The organism is Polaromonas sp. C04, from assembly GCF_002002705.1.
Lineage (GTDB): Bacteria > Pseudomonadota > Gammaproteobacteria > Burkholderiales > Burkholderiaceae_C > Rhodoferax_A.
On record NZ_MUNS01000030.1, the window covers coordinates 72,180 to 90,992 of the forward strand.

The following is an 18,813-nucleotide window of genomic DNA, read 5'->3' on the forward strand; positions in this document are numbered from 1 at the left end:
GCGTTCAGCGCGCGTGCGCGTAAGGCCCGCCGCGCTCGATGGCGCGGCGGTAGGCGGGCCGGGCCTGGAAACGTTCAACCCACGCTTGGATGTGCGGAAAGTTCTCGCGGTTGCCGCGACTGCCCGCCACTTCTCCGACAAAGCTCATCTGGATGTCGGCACCCGTCAGGTCGCTGCCCACCAGCCAGTCGCGGCCCTGCAGGGATTGATTGACGTAACCCAGGTGGTTGGCGATTTCGCTCTCGATGCGCGGAAACAAAGGCGCACCGGCGTCACCGAGCCGCGAGACGTACAGCTTGAGCATCAGCGGCAGCATGGCCGAGCCTTCCGCGTAGTGCAGCCACTGCTGGTAGGCGTCGTAGTCATGCGTTTGCGGCGCCGGCTGCAGGCGCCCGCCGCCATGGCGGCGGATCAGGTAGTCGACGATCGCGCCGGATTCGATGATGGTCTGCCCGTCGTCGGTGATCACCGGCGACTTGCCCAGCGGATGCACGGCCGTGAGTTCGGGCGGTGCCAGCCGGGTCTGGGTGTTGCGCTGGTAGCGCCGGATCTCGTAGGGCACGCCGAGCTCTTCAAGCAGCCAGAGTACGCGCTGCGAGCGCGAATCGTTGAGGTGATGGACGACGATCATGGAGCGCTCCTGGAGTGGGGGTGACGAGACCGACGCGGTTGACCCGGCACGCGGCAGAGCGCGAATTATGAACCTTGGCGCTCCGTGGCAAGGCGCCCCTCAAACGCCAGCGCGAACCGGCGGCCTGGCGGCGACAGCCCACCGCGCAATGTCGTCGTGCGCGGCGACATGCCGGAACAAAAAGTCCATGAAGCTCGTGGCGGCCGGCGATAGCGATTGCTCTTTGCGGCTGAAGATAAAGAAGCAACGACTGACCACCGGATCTCCCAAGGCGCGCATCTCCAGCTTGTACAGGCGCACCAGAGACGCCGCGTACGGGATGCAGATGGTGATACCGAGCCCGGCGTTCACCATGCTCAGCGCTGTCGACATGAAGGCCACCTCGTTGGCGGGCATCAGTTTCGGGCCGTACGCCGCGGCGCCCAGATCGATCGCGAGCCGGTCGGTGAACTGCCCTTGCAGGGAAACAACAGGGAAACGCATCAGATCGCCCCAGCGAATCTCGGGCAGCAGGCCCAGTGGATGCCCGGGCGGAAATACCGCCATGAACGGCGCTTCAAACAGGGGCGTCGCCGTGATGTCCGAGTTCGGGTCGCGTTCGGGCCCGATGCCGAAATCGACCTCCCCTGAAAAAACCCGTGACATGACAGTTTCCACCGCGCAGTCCACCAGCTTGATGCGGATGTTCGGATGTTGTGCCGTGTACGCCGCCATCGCTTCCGGGATCAGGGTGGACGCCATCAACTGCGGCGCAGCAACACGCACCATCCCCGTTCTGAGTGACTTGAGATGGGTGACGTCATCAAGAACACCATCGAGATCGTGAATGATCTTGTCCACCAGCGGATAGAGATCGCGTCCGACCTCTGACAGACGGGTCTTGCGCGTACTGCGGTCGATCACGCGCAGCCCGAGCGCCTGCTCCAGCTCCTTGATGAGTCCGCTCAGCGCCGATTGCGTGACGAAGAGGCTCTCGGCTGCCAGCGTGAAGCTGCCACTGCGGGCGACGGCCGCGAAGGCGCGCAATTGTCGAAGCGTCACATTCATTGGAAAGTCTCATAAATGCATCAACAAATCCCGTTTGTATTATGAATGCGGCGACGCTTTAATCAAGTTCATCCATTGCCCGTCACGCTGCGAACGGCCGGGGCGCTGGACACTTCCATCAACCCTGTCAACCGGAGAAAAGCCATGCAGATCATGAGAATTCATCACGTCGCCTACCGCTGCAACGACGCCAGGGAAACCGTCGAGTGGTACGCTAAAAACTTGAACATGAAGCTTATCCTCGCGATCGCCGAGGATCAGGTACCGTCGACCAAGGCGTCCGATCCGTACATGCACCCGTTTCTGGACGCCGGCGGCGGCAACGTGCTGGCATTTTTCGAAATCCCCAACTCGCCGCCTATGGGCCGCGATCCCAACACGCCGGCCTGGGTGCAGCATATCTCGTTCAAAGTCGAGAGCGAGGCGCACCTGCTCGAGGCCAAGGCCCAGCTCGAGGCCAACGGCATCAAGGTGCTCGGTGTGACGGACCACACCATCTTCAAGTCGATCTATTTCTTCGACCCGAACGGCCACCGGCTCGAACTCGTGGCCGACACCGCCACGCCCGGGATGCAGCGCAAGCTCGACGCGGTGAAGTGGGAGATGCTCGAGGAATGGTCGAAAACCAAGAAGGCGCCCAAACATGCCGCCTGGATGCACGATGGAAGCTACGACCTTGCGAGTGAAGCCGTTGCCGCGTAGCACGGGCCACCAGAGCTACGCGTGCAAGCGCCCTTTCTTGTGGCACACAGGAGATCTCTCATGAGCATAAGCAGGACCATCGACATCCCCGCGGTGATCGATGCGAACAAGGTCGGCGGCTTCCAGAAATGGATTCTCATCCTGGTCGGCCTGACGGTGGTGATGGACGGCTTCGACGTGCAGGCCATGGGCTACGTGGCGCCGGTGATCATCAAGGAGTGGGGCGTCAACAAGGCCATGCTCGGGCCGGTATTCGGCGCCGGCCTGCTGGGCATGTTGGTGGGGTCGCTGGCCTTGAGCGTGCTGGCCGACAGGATCGGGCGCCGCCCGGTGCTGATCTGGGCCTCCGTGTTCTTTGCGGTGTTCATGATCTGGACGGCGCACGCCACCAGCATCAGGGAGCTCGAGATCCTGCGCTTCATTGCCGGCCTGGGTCTGGGCGCCATCATGCCCAACGCGATGGCGCTGGCCGGTGAATACAGTCCCAAGCACCGGCGCGTCACGCTGATGATGCTGGTTTCCTGCGGCTTCACGCTCGGCGCCGTGCTCGGCGGGCTGGTCTCTGCCGCCCTGATCTCGGCGTTCGGCTGGCGCTCCGTGTTCTGGGTCGGCGGGATCTTTCCGCTCATCATGGCGGCGCTGATGTACCTGCGCATGCCCGAGTCGCTGCAGTTCCTCGTTTTGCGCGGCAAGCAACTGGATCGTGTCGGGGCGTGCCTGAAGAAGATCGACCCGAGCGTGCGCATCGACCGCGATACCGAATATGTGGTGCCCGAGCCCAAGGGCAAAGGCACACCCGTCGGGGAGTTGTTCCGGCACGGCCGGGCCAAGGCCACCCTGCTGCTGTGGGTCGTCAACTTCATGAACCTGCTCAATCTCTACTTCCTGTCGAACTGGCTGCCGACGATCGCCGCCAGTTCTGGACTGTCCACCACCAGCGCCGTGCTGGTGGGCACCGCACTGCAGGCCGGTGGCGTGTTGGGAACGGTGTTGATGGGGCCAGCCATCGATCGTATCGGCTTCTACCGCGTATTGGTGCCGTGCTTCCTGGTCGCCGCAGTCACCATCGCGCTGATCGGGCAGCCGGGCGTCTCGCTGGCGGTGCTGTTCATGGTGGTGACGATCACCGGCTTTTGCATCATCGGCGGCCAGCCCGCGGTGAACGCGCTCGCGGCCACCTATTACCCGACCGCGGAGCGCTCTACCGGCGTCGGCTGGAGCCTGGGAATCGGCCGCTTCGGCTCGATCGTCGGCCCGGTTCTCGGCGGGATATTGATCCAATACCAGTGGTCGACCGCCAGTATCTTTTTTGCGGTTGCCGCGCCTGCCGTGATCTCAGCCCTGATGTTGTGGCTGATGAGCCGCGAAACGCGCACCAGCCCCAACCTGGCGGCGGCCGCGGTGGGACACTGAGGTCTGCTTTTTGGAGGTGAAAAATGACTGCGCTTAAGGAAAAATCACAACTGGCGGCCGCCCTGCCAGCCGGGTCCGATCTGCACTACCAGGCCGGCTTCGGCAACGAGCACGCCAGCGAAGCCGTGGCCGGCGCGTTGCCGCGGGGGCGCAACAGCCCGCAGCGCGCACCGCTGGACCTGTACCCCGAGCTGATTTCCGGCACCGCCTTCACCGCGCCGCGCCACGAGAACCGGCGCTCGTGGCTGTACCGGCGCCAGCCCTCGGTGGTGTCGGGTCGCTACCAGCCCTATGCGCAAACCGGCTGGAGCACCGGCGCCGACCGCGCCATCGCGCTGCCGCCCGAGCCGCTGCGCTGGCACCCGATCCCGCTCGATGGCGCTGAAACGGCTGGGGCGGATTTTGTCGACGGCATGTGCACGCTCGCCGCCAACGGCGATGCCCAAGCGCAGGCCGGCATCGGCTCGCTGGTCTATCGCGCCAACCGGTCCATGCAGCGGCGCGCCTTCGTCAACGCCGATGGCGAGCTGCTCATCGTGCCGCAGCAGGGCCGCCTGCTCCTCACCACCGAGATGGGCGTGCTCGACATCAAACCCGGCGAGATCGCGCTGGTGCCGCGCGGCGTGGTGTTCAAGGTGGCCTTGCCGGACTCCGATGCGGGCCAGGGCCCCTCGCGCGGCTATGTCTGCGAGAACTACGGCGCCCAGTTCCGTCTGCCCGAACTCGGCCCCATCGGCTCCAACGGCCTGGCCAGCGCGCGCGACTTCCAGGCCCCCGTGGCCGCCTACGAAGACAGCCCCGGCGCGTACGAGCTCGTGAAGAAATTCGGCGGCCGCTTCTGGTCCGCGCCGATGAAGCACTCGCCCTTCAACGTCGTCGCCTGGCACGGCAACCTCGCGCCGCTGAAGTACGACACCGCCAATTTCATGACCATCGGCTCGATCAGCTTCGACCACCCCGACCCGTCGATCTTCACCGTCCTCACCTCGCCCAGCGACACGCCTGGCACCGCCAACTGCGACTTCGTCATCTTTCCGCCGCGCTGGCTGGTGATGGAAGACACCTTCCGTCCGCCCTGGTACCACCGCAACCTGATGAGCGAGTTCATGGGCCTGGTCTACGGCGAGTACGACGCCAAACCCGGCGGCTTCAAGCCCGGGGGCGCGTCCCTGCACAACGGCATGGTGCCGCACGGCCCCGACGAGGAAGCCTTCGAGCGGGCCAGCCATGCCGACCTGAAGCCGCAAAAGCTGGACAACACGCTGGCCTTCATGTTCGAGAGCCGCTACCGTCTCGTTCCCACCGCCTGGGCGCTGCAAAGCCCGGCGCTCGACACCGACTATGCCGACTGCTGGGCCGGCCTCAAAGACAGGTTCAAGCCATGAACACCCTCAACCAAACCCACGACCCGAAACTGCGCAGCTGGGTCGCTTCGGCCAACCAGGGCGGCTGCGACTTCCCCATTCAGAACCTGCCGTTCGGGCGCTTTCGCACCGCGGGCAGCGGTGCTGCCCTGCGCATCGGCGTCGCGATCGGCGACCAGGTGCTGGATCTGCGCAGCACCGGCCTGATCCACACCGATGACATGAACGCGCTGATGGCCGCGAGCCCGTTGGATCGCCAGGCGTTGCGCGCCGCGATCTCCGCCGGCCTGGCCGAAGGCAGCGGCCAGCAGGGGGCCTGGCAGGGCGCCTTGCTCGCGCAATCGGCGCTCGAGATGGCCGTGCCCTGCCACATCGGCGACTACACCGACTTCTACACCGGCATCCATCACGCCACCACGGTCGGCAAGCTGTTCCGCCCCGACAACCCGCTGATGCCCAACTACAAGTGGGTGCCGATCGGCTACCACGGCCGCGCCTCGTCGATCGGCGTGAGCGGCCAGCACTTCAAGCGCCCACAGGGCCAGACCAAGGCGCCCGATGCCGCGGTGCCCAGCTTCGGCCCCAGCAAGCGGCTGGACTACGAACTGGAACTGGGCTACTTCATCGGCCGCGGCAACGCGCTTGGCGAGCCGATCCCGATCCAGGAGGCCGAGCAGCACCTGTTTGGCGTGACGCTGTTCAACGACTGGTCCGCGCGCGACCTGCAGGCCTGGGAATACCAGCCGCTCGGCCCCTTCCTGGCGAAGAACTTCGCCTCCACGGTCTCGCCCTGGATCGTGACCATGGAAGCGCTGGCACCGTTCCGCAGCGCCGCCTATGCGCGCGACGCCGGCGATCCGCAGCCGCTGCCGTACCTGGATTCAGCGGCCGACCGCGAAGCCGGGGGGCTCGACGTGGTGCTGGAAGTCTGGCTGCAGACCGCCCAAATGCGCGCCGCTGGCCAGGGCTCCGTGCGCCTGACGCGCGGCCTGAGCAAGCAGGCGGCCTACTGGACAGCCGCGCAACTCGTCACCCACCACACTGTGAACGGCTGCAACCTGCAGCCGGGCGACCTGCTTGGCTCGGGTACGCTCTCGGGCCCGAAGCCGGACGAGGCGGGCTCGCTGCTTGAACTCACGCTGGGCGGCAAGAACCAGATCACGCTGCCCAATGGCGAGAGCCACACTTTCCTGGAGGACGGCGACACGCTCACGCTGCGCGGTTACTGCGAGCGCGCGGGCGCCGTGCGCATCGGGCTCGGGGAATGCGCCGGCACCGTGCTGCCCGCCGTTGCTACACCGGCCGCTTGAACTCTGCTCTCGCAGCCAGCGCCGCCTCGCGCGCATGGCAGCCTTCAAGGTGGTCGTTGACCAGCCCCATGGCCTGCATGAAGGCGTACATCGTGGTCGGACCGACAAAGCTCCAGCCGCGCTTGCGCAGGTCCCTGGACAGCGCGTGCGACGCGGGCGAGGTCGGCATCGCCTTGACCGCCTCGTGCGTGAGGCGTTCGGGCCGGCCGGCCGGCTCGGGCTCGAAGCGCCAGACATAGGCCGCGAGAGAGCCGAATTCCGCACGCAGTTCGAGCATGCGCCGGGCGTTGTTGATCGTGGAGCGGATCTTGCCGGCGTGGCGCACGATGCCGGCGTCGCCCAGCAGGCGCTGGACATCGCTCTCGTCAAAGGCCGCGACCCGCTCGGCGTCGAACTCGGCGAAGGCACGCCGGAACGCCTCGCGTTTGTTCAAAATGGTTAGCCAGGACAGGCCGGCCTGGAAGCCCTCCAGGCACAGCTTTTCGAACAGCCGGCGGTCGTCGGCCACAGGCCAGCCCCATTCGTGATCGTGGTAGTGCCGGTACAGCGGCGTGGCCTGGCACCAGGCACAGCGCGTGGTGCCGGCGTCGTCGGCAAAAAGTCCCTGGACATCAGTCATATCGGCCTGTAGCCCCTATGGGTCGTGCACATACAGCTATCAATTTTGTAGTGAAAGAGCTTGGGTGACGGCGTCGGCTTGGCATGGCGTTGATCAGGGCTCAAGTCGCTTTCTCCTTGGGCGTCTGGCCCGCGCCGAGGTCCCAGTACAGGCCGGTCATGATGCACAGGGCCTCGCGCAAGAGCGCGGGCGGCAGGTGTTCGTTGGGCGCGTGCTGCGCGCAGCCGGGGTAGGAGTGCGGCACCCAGACCGTGCGCAGGCCCAGCACGTCGGTGAAGATGTCGTTGGGCAGCGAGCCGCCCAGGTTCGGCAGCAGCGCGGGCTTCTGGCCGCTGGTCTGCGCGATCGAGGCCACGGCCCAGCGCACCCAGGCGTCGTCGGGATCGATGCGCGTGGCGCGGAACATGTCCTCGGGCGGGGCGGAAATCTGCACCATGGGGAAGCCCTGGCGGTCCAGATGGCGGCGCAGCGCGGGCACAAAGCGGTCCGGGTTCGGGCCCACCACAAAGCGCAGCTGGCAGCGCGCCCAGGCGCGCGGCGGAATGGCGTTGACCGGCGTTTCGGGATTGCCGGTCTTGTAGGCCAGCACCTCGAACGAGCACCAGCCGAACACGCGCTCGGCGGGCGACAGGCCGGGCTCGCCCCACCACGGCTCGATCGCCGGGCCGTCGGCGCCGCCATCGACCTCGCAGTCGGCCAGCGCGCGCCGCACCGAGTCCGGCACTTCCGTGGGCACCCATTCGGGAATGCGGATCTGGCCGGTGGCCGAGACGATGCAGGCAATTGCATGCGCGAGCTGGATGCCCGGGTTGGAGATCAGCCCGCCCCAGTTGCCCGAGTGGTGGCCGCCCGCGCGTGCGTTGATGCTCAGGTCGAAGTTCATGCTGCCGCGCGAACCCAGGAACACGGTCGGGCGCTCGGCGCGCAGGCGCGGCCCGTCGGAGGCTATGAGCAGGTCCGCGGCGAACAGGGCCTTGTGGGCCTCGCACAGTTCGCGCAGGCCGGGCGAGCCGGTTTCCTCGCCCATTTCGATCAGGTACTTGGCGTTGAAGCCCAGACGCCCGCGCGTGTGCAGCACGTTGGCCAGCGCCTGCAGGTTGACCGAGTGCTGGCCCTTGTTGTCGGCGATGCCGCGGCCATACCAGCGGCCATCGACCTCAGTGAGCGTCCAGGGCGACAGGCCCGGCGCCCATTCCGATTCAAGTCCGCGGATCACATCGCCGTGGCCGTAGCCGAACACCGTCGGCAAGGCCGGGTCTTCGAGGCGCCGGGCAAACAGGAAGGGGGCACGCGCCCTGGGGTGCGTCAGCGTCTGGCAGGCAAAGCCCATGGCCTCGAAGGCGGGGCGCATTTCGCTTTCGAGGTACTCGGCCAGCACGGCACCGCGCTGCGGGTTCTGGCTCTCGGTCGGGATCGCGATGCGCCGCGCCAGCGTTTGCCGGAACGCGCCCGAATCGAACTGCTGCCGGGCTTGCGCAATGGCTTGTGTACGCGTCATGATGGTTGTCCGCAACTTGTGCGCTCTTCAGGCCGGCGTTGCCGTCATGCGCCCGCGCGGCGCATCAAACCCGTAAAACCCGAACGCCATCCCTGGCTGTTCGCCGCTGATCAGCTCGGCAAGCGCCTTGCCGGATCCCGCACCGTGCGTCCAGCCCAGGGTGCCGTGGCCGGCGTTGACCCACAGCCTGCGCACTTTGGTCTTGCCGATGTAGGGGATGTTGGTCGGCGTGGCGGGGCGCAGGCCGGCCCAGAAATGCGGCGCGCCGCCTTCGCTCGCGCTGCGCGTGTCGCACACGCCGGGCAGCACGGCCCGGACGCGCTCGGCCAGCATGCGGCAGCGGGCCCTGGCGAGCGGCGTGTCCAGCGACAGGTCGTAGCCACCCAATTCAATCGTGCCGGCCACGCGCAACTGGTCGCCAAGCCGGGTGAAGGCGCATTTGACCTCGTCGTCGATGGTGCTGACCGTGGGCGCGTGCTGCGGCTGCAGGATCTGGAAGGTGGCGCTGTAGCCCTTGCCGGGGTAGATCGGCAGGTCCACGCCCACGATGCGCAGCAGCGGTGCGGTGTACGAGCCGCACGCAGCGACCACCGCGTCGGCCTTCAGGTTGATGGATTCTGAGGCTGTAGCCCCCGCCCCGCAGGGACGTACAGCTATCGATTCAATAGCGTCACCGGATTTGACGAGGTGCTCGACGTCGTGCCCGTACAGGAACTGCGCACCGCGCGCCACGCAGTGCCGCGCCAGCGCCTGGGTGAATACGCGCGCGTCACCGCTCTCGTCGCTGGCGGTGTAGGTGGCGCCCACGATGCGTGAGGCGAAGGGCTTGAAGGCGGGCTCGATTCTCAGCAGCTCGGCCGTGTCCACCACCCGGCGCTCGACGCCAAATTTGCGCATCAGCGCGGCGGCTGTGGCTGCGCCGTCAAGCGATTTGGGGTCGGTGAAGTAGTGCGCGATGCCGCGCTCCAGCCGATGGTATTCGATGCCCGTGGTGCGCACCACATCCTTCAAGGCGGCGTGGCTGTAGGCACCCAGCGCCACGATTTGCTGCACGTTGCGCTCGAACGCCGCGTCGTTGCACTGGCTCAGAAAACGCAGGCCCCAGTGCCATTGCTGCCAGTCCAGTTGCGGGCGAAACAGCAGCGGCGCGTCGTTCCTGAACATCCACTTGAGCAGCTTCAGCGGCGCATCCCGGCTGGCCCAGGGCTCGCAGTAGCTGACAGAAATCTGCCCCGCGTTGGCGAAGCTGGTCTCCAGCGCCGCGTCGCCCTGGCGCTCCACCACGGTGACCTCGTGGCCGCGCTCGAGCAGATGCCAGGCGGTGCTCACGCCGATAATGCCGGCACCCAGTACGATAATTTTCATGTTGCCCAGTTTGCGGGAAGTTGCCGGTAATTAAAAGAAGAATTAAATGCCCAGTGAAAACACCAGCACCGCTAATCATGAACACCTTTGACCCCGACGCCCTCGAATGCCTGGCCGCGATCGTGGAAGAGGGCGGTTTCGAGCGCGCCGCCCAGCGCCTGTGCATCACGCAGTCGGCCGTGTCGCAGCGCCTGCGCTCGCTCGAAGCCCAGGTCGGCACCGTGCTGATCGTGCGCAGCCGCCCGCTGCACCCTACGCCGGCCGGGCAGTTGCTGCTCAAGCACACGCGCCAGCTGCGCCTGCTGCGCGCCGACATGGAGCGCGACCTGCAGGAGCTGGCACCGGGCAACGCAGGCGGCGCGCGCGAAGAGGAGCGCATCGCGATTGCCATCAATGCCGACAGCATCGCCACCTGGGCGCTGCCGGCGCTGGATGCGCTGGCGCGCCAGGGCCTGCCGATGGAGATCATCACCGACGACCAGGATTTCACGCAGGAATGGCTGCGCGAGGGCAAGGTGCTCGGCTGCGTCACCACGCTCGACTCGGCGCTGCGCGGCTGCAGGCTGGTGCCGCTGGGCGCCATGCGCTATGTGGCGGTGGCGCAGGCGGCCTATGCGGCAGCGCAGGCGCCGCAGGGCCTGGGGCCGCATAACTTTGGCAACCTGGGATTCGTGGCGTTCAATCGCAAGGATGACATGCAAAGCGAGTTTGTGGCCAAGGCCCTCGGCCTCAAGCACGTCACCCTGAAGCAGTTGTTCGTGCCCAGCTCCGAAGGCCAGGTGCGGGCCGTGCGGGCCGGCTGGGGCGTGAGCGTGCTGCCGGAACTGCTGGTGCAGGACCTGATGGCGCAGGGCGAGCTGGTCAACATGGCGCCCGGCCATGCGCTGCCGATCCAGCTCTACTGGCATTGCTGGAATCTGGAATCACAGGTGCTGGATGCCCTGACCAGCGCACTCACGGCAGCGGCCGCGGCGACGCTGGCCTGATCGCTGGAGAAATTGGGGCTGCCATGCCCGCTTACGGCGCACTTGAGCGCAGGGTTTCCAGCAGCGCCTGGGCCTTGTCGGGGTCGAACTTCCCTTGCGCCCGCGCCAGTACCTCGCCATTGCGGTCCAGCACCAGCACCACCGCCTGATCCGTGCCTGTGATGCCGGTGGCGCGCACGAAGGCGTCGCGGTCGGTGAACACCGGCAGCAGGCTGGCCCGCTCCGACTCACTGGGATAGCGCGAGAGCAGGCGGGTTTCCACCGCGCTGCGGTGCGCCGGGTCGCCCGTGTCGTTGATCACGGGCATGCGGACCCACGCGATGGAGGAGTCCTTGCGCAACTGCAGGCCGTTGATCCAGCTCTCCAGTTCCGCGTTCTGGTTATGCCGGAACGCGACCAGCGCCAGCGTGCGCCCGGCGGGCAGGCCTTCGGGCAGGCTGACCGGCTCCTGTTTGTGCCCCAGCCGATTCGCGACCAGTGACGGCAAACGCCCCATGACATTGGTTTCGTTGGGCGTGACCACGGCCAGGGTCAGGGCGAGCAGCGTCGCCGCTCCCCACGCCAATCCATACACCCAAACCTTTTTCATGGCAGCCTCCGAGTTCATACCATTCGAGCCACTTTAGACAGCAAGCAAGATGCGTGCAAGCGGCCCTCAGGATTGATTGTTTCATACTGTGTAGTAACTTATTAACTTCCCGGTTGTAAATTAACCGGAGACTATGTTTTCAGATGCAACTGGCTAAAATTGGCGCATGAGCAGTCCCGTCGTTGCCCGCGTGTCGTTCAAGGAGCAGATGCTCCGCGCGCGTGAAGAGGCCATCGTGAAGGCCGTGATCCGGCTGCTGGCCGAAAAAGGTTTCGAGGCCATGACGGTGGATGAGGTCGCTGCGGAAGTCGGTATCGCGAAAGCGAGCCTTTACAAACATTTCCCCAGCAAGGAAGACCTCGCGGCCGCCGCAATGGTGCGCGTGCTGCGCCGTGCCCAGGATTTCCTGCGCTCGCTGCCCGCGGGCGACGCGCCGCTCGACAAACTGCGCGCGGCGGCACGCTGGACCCTGGCGCTGCAGCTGGCCGGCGAAATGCCCTCGCTGCCGGGCCAGGGCTCGTCGCTGCGCAGCACGCTGATGTCGTGCCAGCCCTATCTCGATGGCTTGCTGGAAGTGCGCGAGCAGCTCGGCGGCTGGATCGAAGCGGCCCAGGCCAGCGGCGCGCTGAACCCGCGGCTGCCGGCCGTCGCCGTGCTCTACACGCTGTATGCGCGTGCCTGCGATCCGGTGCTGGAGTTTCTCAAGGCTGGCGGCCGGCACAGCGACGCCGAGATCGTGGAACTGGTGCTGAGCACCTGCTTTGAAGGGTTAAATGCCAGGTAGCCCATGTCTGAACTGGATTGTTTGCTCTTAAAAATGTAGCAAACGGGCTCCCGCGCAAACGCCTGCGCGGGACAGGCCGTATCAGCGCACCAGCAGCACCGGCACGCTGCAGTGCGCCAGCACCTGGGTGGCCACCGAGCCCATCACCAGGCTTTTCAGGGCGCCATGGCCGCGCGAGCCCATGACGATCAGGTCGTATTTGCCGGCCTCCGCCATACGCGCGATCGTCTCGCCGGCGGGGCCGATTTTCGACACGGGTGTCGGATCGATGTCGTGACGCCGCAGGAATTTGCAGACCGGGTTCAAAACCTTGCCCGACTCGTCGGCGTAGTAGTTGTCGACGATCTCCTTGCCGACGGCCCCGCGCACGCGTGGCGGCAGTTGCGGCTGCACCGTGAGCACGGTGTACTTGTTGGTGCTGCTGAGCAACTCGTCGTGCGCGGTCAGGTAGGCCAGCATTTTCTTGGTGTAGATACTGCCGTCAACGGCCAGAAGAATTTTCACGGCGTTCCCCAGAATAAAAGGCCAGTCTAGCGCCCGCGGGGGCGGCATCCTTGACGGACATCAAACAAACCAAGGCGGCGCCGCGCCGGGCGCCCCTACACCACAAGGCACAACTGCTCGCGAAAGGCGGCCTGCTCATTCTTGCGCGCGTACCCCAGCGGATTGGCGACGACACGGCAGCCCGCGCGGGTGTAATCGCTCGGGGCGTGCAAATGGCCGTGCAGCCACAGGTCGGCGTGTGGCAGCAGCTCATCCAGCGCATTGCAAAAACCCGCCGTGCCGGGGCTGCGGCCATAGCGCGGATCGGCGCTTTGCAGGCTCGGCGCGAAATGTGTGACCGCCACGGTTTTCCCCTCGAATGGACTGGCCAGTGCCGTGCGCAGCCAGTCCTGGCAGATCAGTGATTGCTCACGTACAGCCGGCGCCAGCATGGGTTCACCGCGGTAGCGGATGCCGGCTTTTTTCAGATAAAAGTTGGCGGCCCGAAAGGCCTTTTCGCGCGCCATGAGCTGCTGCCCCACCGTGGCATGGGGATCATCGGCACGCGGGCCGAGCGCGTCGAAGTCGCTCCACAGCGTGGTGCCCACGAAGCGCACCGTGTCCAATATCACGACCTCGCGCTCCAGCCAGATGATGCCCAGACGCTCGCACGTGGTGCGCAGCCTGGCATGCGCCACCTCGAAATCCAGTCCGTCGTACTCGTGATTGCCGGGGACAAACAGCACGGGTGTGGGCCAGCCGCCCAACCGGGGCAGCGGCGAGAAGCGCGCCAGGCCGAAATCGGGGTCTGTCAGCAGCGAGCCGGCCTGGTACGAGCCAATGTCGCCCGCCAGCACCAGCACGTCGGCGCCCGGTGCCGGCCGGGGCTGAAACTGCGGATGCACCTCCAGGTGCAGGTCGGACAGCAGCTGGATCTTCATGCGGCGCCCGCCTGCTCGAACGCCTTGTGCGCCGAACGTGCAATGGCCTGGCGCAACCACTGGTGGGCAGCGCTGTGCTCGAGCCGGCTGTGCCACAGCGACGCGACCTGCACGGGCGGCACTTCAAAGGGCAACTCGCGCTGCACCAGATCCTCGGCCGGCCCGGCAATGCCCACGAAATGGCGCGGCAGCACGGTGAGCAGGTTCGATTGGGCGACCACCTGGCCCGCCGTGAAGAACTGGTTGACCGTGAGCACGACGCGGCGCGCCCGTCCCTGCGAGGCCAGCGCTTCGTCGACAAAGCCGAACGGGAGCCCGGAAAAACTCACCAGCAAGTGGCGTGCGGCGCAAAAGCGGTTCAAGGTCAACGGGCCGCTGGCCAGCGGATGGCCGCGGCGCATCACGCACACATACTTGCCTTCATACAGGCGCTGGTGCGCGAACGCGACTGCCTTGCCCACCTGAGCGCGCGCCGTCAGGTCGGCCAGCACAGCAGGGAAATAACCCACGGCGAGATCGGCCGACTCGTCGTCGAGCATGCGGCGCGGGTCGCGCGTGGTCAGCGGCAGCACCTGGATGGAGACGCCGGGGGCCTCGGTTTCAAGAATCTCGACCAGGCCCGGGATCAATTCGGCGCCGGTGGCGTCGGCCATGGCCAGCATGAAGGTGTTGTCGGCGGCGGCCGGCACAAACGTGCTGGGCGCCAGCGACTCCTGCAACTGGCGCAGGGCCTCGCGCACCGCCGGCCACAGCGCGACGGCGCGCGGTGTGGGCACCATGCCCTGGCCACCGCGCCGCACCAGCTCATCGCCCAGCGTCTCGCGCAGGCGCCGCAGCGCGTTGCTCACGGCGGGCTGGGTCAGCGACAGGTTGCGCGCGGCACGGGTCAGGCTGCGCTCGGCCATGACCTCGTCGAAGACGCGCAGCAGATTCAGGTCCAGTGTGCGGAAGTTGGGAATGTTCATGAGGGGTCTATGGACACATAGCTATCACTATTGTGAATATACATAATCATAAATATAAAGTTGAGCAACACTAGTATTTACCCTAGTATTGCATCAGGAGTTTTCAAGAAGGGAATTACCATGATCAACTTTGTACACGCAGCTTATCCAGCGCAACATTCCAATGTTGCGCGTGTTCAATCCGCCGCGCCGGCCGTGCGGCAGCCCGGTCGGGGGATCGAAAATCGCAAGGCTCTGGTGGCCCTGCTGCTGGCAGCGGTCGTTGCTGCACTGCTGGTCGCGGCGAACCAGATGATCGACACCTGGTCGGACGACCATGTGCTGGCCGCCTGGGTCATTCTGTGGGCCATCGGCTTTGCCGCGCTGGGCTTGCTGGCCGGCACTGCCCGCAAGCTGGCCTCCCGCGTGGTCGCCCGGCTCGATGCCTGGTCATACCGCGTGGCCCGTGCGCGCGCCGATGCCCGTTTCCTGGAAGCGGCGCAAAACGATCCGCGCGTCATGGCTGATTTGCGGACAGCAGTGTCGCGCCAACGCGATAACGAAGTGCAAGACACCCATGGCGCCGTGGCCCGCAGCGCGCACCGCCCGGAGACCGGCCTGATCGCCCACTACGAGTCTTTGGCGCGCAATATCCCGGTCGCGCACTTCGCTTCCTCCTGGTAAGGACAGGTGCTGGCCGACGGCCCGCAGCACCCGCAAAGAAGCCACCCATCGGGTGGTTTCTTTGTTTTTCGGCCCATCGCGGCGCTGTCGGTGATGGCGGTCGCCAGTTTTTTTTGAATTGACTTATCACAAACGTGAATGTGTCAAATCACCAATATAAAGTTGAACATCACTGGTGTTAACCCTAACATTGTCACAAGAGCTTTCAAGAAGGGAAATTATCATGACCAGCTTCGTTCATACGGCCTATCCGGCGCAACACCCTGGCGTTGCGCGAGTCGAGTCCACCATCCGCGCTGCACGGCAGTTCCGCAAGGGGTTTGACAGCACCAAGGGGTTGGCGGCCATGTTGCTGGCGGCCGTGGTCGCCGCCTTGCTGGTGGTGGCCAACCAGATGGTTGACAACTGGTCCGACGGCCACTTGCTGGCGGCCTGGGTCATGCTGTGGGCCATCGGCTTTGCCGCGCTGGGCCTGTGTGCCGGCACGGCGCGCAAGCTGGCCGCCCGCATGGTGGCCGGGCTCGATGCCTGGTCGCAACGCGTGGCGCGCGCCCGCGCCGACGCCCGCTTCATGGAAGCGGCGCAAAACGATCCGCGCATCATGGCTGAATTGCAGGCTGCTTTGTCGCGCCTGGACGCGGACGTGGAACTGCCAACGCAGGCGCCCCAGGCCGGCTGGCTGTCGCAGTACAAGCATGTGATGGACTGGCGCGATGGCGAGCAGGTGGCTCCAGCCCGCAGCGGCAGCTGGCTGGCACAGTACGAGCCCGCATTCAATATGCTGCGCGGAGCGCCCAACGACTGAGCCGTTCCGGTAAACCACGCCCGCTGCCAGCCAGTGGGTCATTAAAAAACCGCCCTTGGGCGGTTTTTTTAATTGAAGCGCGGCAAGCCGCTCAGGCCGCGAGACGCCGCTCGATCGCCGCCTTGGTTTCCTGCAGTTCTTTCGGCAGGTGGTGTTTGAGCCGCTGGAACAGCTCTTCGTGCAACTTGAGTTCGGCAACCCAGGCCGCCTTGTCGATGCTGGTCACGGTCCTGAACTGCTCGGCCGTGAACTCCAGTCCGGTCCAGTTGAGTTCCTCGAACGCCGGGCTCACGCCGAACACGTTCTCATCGCCCCGCGCCGTGCCTTCGATGCGGTCGATCATCCACTTCAGCACGCGCATGTTCTCGCCGTAGCCGGGCCAGACGAATTTGCCGTCCTCGCCCTTGCGGAACCAGTTCGTGGTGTAGATTTTCGGGATTTTGGCGCCGGACTTCGCCAGCTTGTCGCCCATGCCGAGCCAGTGCTGGAAGTAGTCGGCCATGTTGTAGCCGGTGAACGGCAGCATGGCGAACGGGTCGCGCCGCACCACGCCCATCTGGCCCGCGGCCGCGGCGGTGGTCTCGCTGCCCATGGTCGCGGCCATGTACACGCCTTCGACCCAGTTGCGCGCCTCGGTCACCAGCGGCACTGTGGTCGAGCGCCGGCCGCCGAAGATGAAGGCGTCGATCACCACGCCCCTGGGATCATCCCAGGCGGGATCGAGCGCCGGGTTGTTGGTGGCCGCCACGGTGAAGCGCGCGTTCGGGTGCGCCGCCGCACGCGGTTTGCCGTCCACGGCGTTTTCCCGGGCGATCGCCGGCGTCCAGTCCCGGCCCTGCCAGTCGATCAGGTGCGCCGGCAGGCTGCCGCTGTCCTTTTCCATGCCTTCCCACCAGACGTCGCCGTCGTCGGTCAGCGCCACATTGGTGAAGATCACGTCGCGGTTCAGGCTGGCCATGCAGTTCGGGTTGGTGTGGAAGTTGGTGCCCGGCGCCACGCCGAAGTAGCCGGCCTCGGGGTTGATGGCACGCAGCGAGCCGTCGGGCTGCGGCTTGATCCAGGCGATGTCGTCGCCGATGGTGGTGACCTTCCAGCCCTCAAAGCCCCTGGGCGGCACCAGCATCGAGAAATTGGTCTTGCCGCACGCGCTGGGGAAGGCCGCGGCCACGTGGTATTTCTTGCCATCGGGCCTGGTCACGCCCAAGATCAGCATGTGTTCGGCCAGCCAGCCCTGGTCCCGGCCCATGTTCGAGGCAATGCGCAGCGCAAAGCACTTCTTGCCCAGCAGCGCGTTGCCGCCGTAGCCCGAGCCATAGCTCCAGATCTCGCGCGTCTCGGGGTAGTGCACGATGTACTTGGTCGTGTTGCACGGCCACTTCACATCCTGCTGGCCGGCCTGCAGCGGCGCGCCCACGCTGTGCACGCAGGGCACGAACTCGCCGTCCACGCCCAGCACGTCGTACACCGCGCGGCCCATGCGCGTCATGATCTTCATGTTGACCACCACGTAGGGGCTGTCGGAGAGCTCGATGCCGATATGGGCGATCGGCGAGCCCAGCGGGCCCATGGAGAACGGCACCACGTACATGGTGCGCCCGCGCATGCAGCCGTCGAACAGGGCGGGCGGGCCGCCGGCGCGGCCATGCTGCAGCAGGGCGCGCATCTCGGCCGGGGCCATCCAGTTATTCGTCGGGCCGGCGTTTTCCTTGTGCTCGCTGCAGATGAAGGTGCGGTCCTCCACGCGCGCCACATCGGTGGGGTCGCTGCAGGCCAGGTAGCTGTTCGGGCGCTTGGCTTCGTTGAGTTTTTTGAAGGTGCCCGCCGCCACCAGCTGCTGGCACAGACGCGTGTATTCCTCGTCGCTGCCGTCGCACCAGTGAATCTGCGCGGGCTTGCACAGGGCTGCCATGTCGGCCACCCAGGCGATCAGTTTTGCGTTTTTGACGTAGCCGGGGGCATTGAGATTCAATCCCTGCATGGCGGGTGAGTTCATCGAGTCGCTTCCTGAAGTTGAAAATCGTTTTTTCAAAAGCGGGGGGCCTTTGAAAAAACGGCTTGGCGCATGAAGGCAGGGTGTGAGGTTTTTTTGGGGGTGGGGGAAAGAAGTGGGAAAGGCGGCGGGCCGAGCGCGGCGTGGCCGGGAAGTCGATTTTATGAAACCCGAACCCCGTTACCAACCCGTTACCGGTGAAAGTAATGCAAAACTTGCATGAGGTTATGCATGAGTCTCCTGTGTTTGAAGCCGCGCGGGCGCCCGCCGCGGCATGCATTTTCAGGACGGGAAACGGCCTCTGGCCGGCTCGGGGCCAGCGCAGTTCGCTATGAAATTTGGGGGGTCATCAGCCGGCCGGGGATGACGGCCGCGGCGTTGGCAAAGAGCGCATCGCCGGCGCGTTGCGAGGGGTCTCGCGATCTGTCAGCGCTATTGAATTTACAGCGGCAAGTGAAGTGCCAGTAAGGGCTGCAGCCTGTTCAGGCCATGGATACGGCGATGAAGGCGAGCAGGAAGATCAACACGCCGCCGACCAGCGGGATCACCAGCGGAATCTTCGGGACAATGCCTTCGATCGGATCTTGCTCCAGCGTGGCGGGCTCGTGACTGGCGGGTGTATTGGGTGTGGTCATGGGGCGCTCAACTCTCGTAATTA

General features: G+C 65.7%; 19 protein-coding genes. 8 read left to right on the forward strand and 11 right to left on the reverse strand.

All coding sequences use genetic code 11. The annotated features are described in order from the left end of the window. Nucleotides 1–4: 4 nt before the first annotated feature. Together B0E49_RS10330 and B0E49_RS10335 are read right to left on the reverse strand one after the other, a co-directional pair. Complete coding sequence (locus tag B0E49_RS10330) at nucleotides 5–631, reverse strand: glutathione S-transferase family protein (protein ID WP_077562117.1); 627 nt, start codon at nucleotides 629–631, stop codon at nucleotides 5–7. A gap of 99 nt (nucleotides 632–730) precedes the next feature. Beyond that, nucleotides 731–1,678, reverse strand: coding sequence for a LysR family transcriptional regulator (locus B0E49_RS10335; protein WP_077562118.1), 948 nt, complete (start codon nucleotides 1,676–1,678; stop codon nucleotides 731–733). A gap of 144 nt (nucleotides 1,679–1,822) precedes the next feature. Here B0E49_RS10335 and B0E49_RS10340 point away from each other — a divergent pair, with 144 nt between their 5' ends. Genes B0E49_RS10340 through fahA form a run of 4 tightly spaced genes read left to right on the forward strand, consistent with a single transcriptional unit; the run spans nucleotide 1,823 to nucleotide 6,467 of the window. Further along, nucleotides 1,823–2,380 carry a VOC family protein gene (locus B0E49_RS10340; RefSeq protein ID WP_077562119.1) on the forward strand — a complete coding sequence of 186 codons (558 nt, stop codon included), beginning with the start codon at nucleotides 1,823–1,825 and terminating at the stop codon, nucleotides 2,378–2,380. A gap of 60 nt (nucleotides 2,381–2,440) precedes the next feature. Beyond that, a complete protein-coding gene (locus B0E49_RS10345; RefSeq protein ID WP_077562120.1) occupies nucleotides 2,441–3,793 on the forward strand; it encodes an MFS transporter in 1,353 nt (450 codons plus the stop codon). Between the two features lie 23 nt (nucleotides 3,794–3,816). Further along, entirely contained in the window at nucleotides 3,817–5,178 is a 1,362-nt protein-coding gene (gene hmgA / locus B0E49_RS10350) for a homogentisate 1,2-dioxygenase (protein ID WP_077562121.1), read from the forward strand. Further along, nucleotides 5,175–6,467 (forward strand): fumarylacetoacetase, encoded by a 1,293-nt coding sequence (gene fahA, locus B0E49_RS10355; protein ID WP_077562122.1) that lies wholly within the window; start codon nucleotides 5,175–5,177, stop codon nucleotides 6,465–6,467. Before hmgA ends, fahA begins: the two co-directional genes overlap by 4 nt. Here fahA and B0E49_RS10360 read toward each other — a convergent pair. From B0E49_RS10360 to B0E49_RS10370, 3 genes are all read right to left on the reverse strand, one after another. Next, on the reverse strand, nucleotides 6,451–7,086 hold the full coding sequence (locus B0E49_RS10360) for a DNA-3-methyladenine glycosylase I (RefSeq protein WP_077562123.1): 636 nt from the start codon (nucleotides 7,084–7,086) through the stop codon (nucleotides 6,451–6,453). The two genes, fahA and B0E49_RS10360, sit on opposite strands and share 17 nt — an antisense overlap. A 100-nt stretch (nucleotides 7,087–7,186) precedes the next feature. Beyond that, nucleotides 7,187–8,584 carry a M20 family metallopeptidase gene (locus B0E49_RS10365; protein WP_077562124.1) on the reverse strand — a complete coding sequence of 466 codons (1,398 nt, stop codon included), beginning with the start codon at nucleotides 8,582–8,584 and terminating at the stop codon, nucleotides 7,187–7,189. A gap of 27 nt (nucleotides 8,585–8,611) precedes the next feature. Then, nucleotides 8,612–9,949 carry a D-amino acid dehydrogenase gene (locus B0E49_RS10370; protein WP_077562125.1) on the reverse strand — a complete coding sequence of 446 codons (1,338 nt, stop codon included), beginning with the start codon at nucleotides 9,947–9,949 and terminating at the stop codon, nucleotides 8,612–8,614. Nucleotides 9,950–10,026: 77 nt separating this feature from the next. Between B0E49_RS10370 and B0E49_RS10375 the strand changes: the two genes are divergently transcribed. After that, nucleotides 10,027–10,935 carry a LysR family transcriptional regulator ArgP gene (locus tag B0E49_RS10375; protein ID WP_077562126.1) on the forward strand — a complete coding sequence of 303 codons (909 nt, stop codon included), beginning with the start codon at nucleotides 10,027–10,029 and terminating at the stop codon, nucleotides 10,933–10,935. A gap of 31 nt (nucleotides 10,936–10,966) precedes the next feature. Here B0E49_RS10375 and B0E49_RS10380 read toward each other — a convergent pair whose 3' ends face one another. After that, nucleotides 10,967–11,524, reverse strand: a complete 558-nt coding sequence (locus B0E49_RS10380; protein WP_077562127.1) for a hypothetical protein — start codon at nucleotides 11,522–11,524, stop codon at nucleotides 10,967–10,969. A gap of 166 nt (nucleotides 11,525–11,690) precedes the next feature. On the opposite strand from B0E49_RS10380, the gene B0E49_RS10385 reads away from it, so the two are divergent. Beyond that, the gene (locus B0E49_RS10385; protein ID WP_077562128.1) at nucleotides 11,691–12,308 is read left to right on the forward strand and encodes a TetR/AcrR family transcriptional regulator; all 618 of its coding nucleotides are present in this window, start codon (nucleotides 11,691–11,693) and stop codon (nucleotides 12,306–12,308) included. Between the two features lie 81 nt (nucleotides 12,309–12,389). Here B0E49_RS10385 and B0E49_RS10390 read toward each other — a convergent pair whose 3' ends face one another. From B0E49_RS10390 to B0E49_RS10400, 3 genes are all read right to left on the reverse strand, one after another. Continuing rightward, a complete protein-coding gene (locus B0E49_RS10390) occupies nucleotides 12,390–12,812 on the reverse strand; it encodes a universal stress protein (RefSeq protein ID WP_077562211.1) in 423 nt (140 codons plus the stop codon). Between the two features lie 95 nt (nucleotides 12,813–12,907). Further along, entirely contained in the window at nucleotides 12,908–13,732 is an 825-nt protein-coding gene (locus B0E49_RS10395) for a metallophosphoesterase (protein ID WP_077562129.1), read from the reverse strand. Then, nucleotides 13,729–14,697 (reverse strand): LysR family transcriptional regulator, encoded by a 969-nt coding sequence (locus tag B0E49_RS10400; protein WP_077562130.1) that lies wholly within the window; start codon nucleotides 14,695–14,697, stop codon nucleotides 13,729–13,731. The genes B0E49_RS10395 and B0E49_RS10400 overlap by 4 nt, the downstream gene beginning before the upstream one ends. A gap of 120 nt (nucleotides 14,698–14,817) precedes the next feature. Between B0E49_RS10400 and B0E49_RS10405 the strand changes: the two genes are divergently transcribed. Both B0E49_RS10405 and B0E49_RS10410 read left to right on the forward strand, forming a co-directional pair. Beyond that, on the forward strand, nucleotides 14,818–15,360 hold the full coding sequence (locus tag B0E49_RS10405; protein WP_077562131.1) for a hypothetical protein: 543 nt from the start codon (nucleotides 14,818–14,820) through the stop codon (nucleotides 15,358–15,360). A 223-nt stretch (nucleotides 15,361–15,583) separates the two neighbouring features. Beyond that, nucleotides 15,584–16,165 carry a hypothetical protein gene (locus B0E49_RS10410; protein WP_174571091.1) on the forward strand — a complete coding sequence of 194 codons (582 nt, stop codon included), beginning with the start codon at nucleotides 15,584–15,586 and terminating at the stop codon, nucleotides 16,163–16,165. 91 nt (nucleotides 16,166–16,256) lie between these two features. Here B0E49_RS10410 and B0E49_RS10415 read toward each other — a convergent pair whose 3' ends face one another. Beyond that, complete coding sequence (locus B0E49_RS10415; RefSeq protein WP_077562132.1) at nucleotides 16,257–18,158, reverse strand: phosphoenolpyruvate carboxykinase (GTP); 1,902 nt, start codon at nucleotides 18,156–18,158, stop codon at nucleotides 16,257–16,259. 479 nt (nucleotides 18,159–18,637) lie between these two features. Beyond that, the gene (locus B0E49_RS20510) at nucleotides 18,638–18,790 is read right to left on the reverse strand and encodes a hypothetical protein (protein WP_168175032.1); all 153 of its coding nucleotides are present in this window, start codon (nucleotides 18,788–18,790) and stop codon (nucleotides 18,638–18,640) included. Nucleotides 18,791–18,813 lie beyond the last annotated feature (23 nt).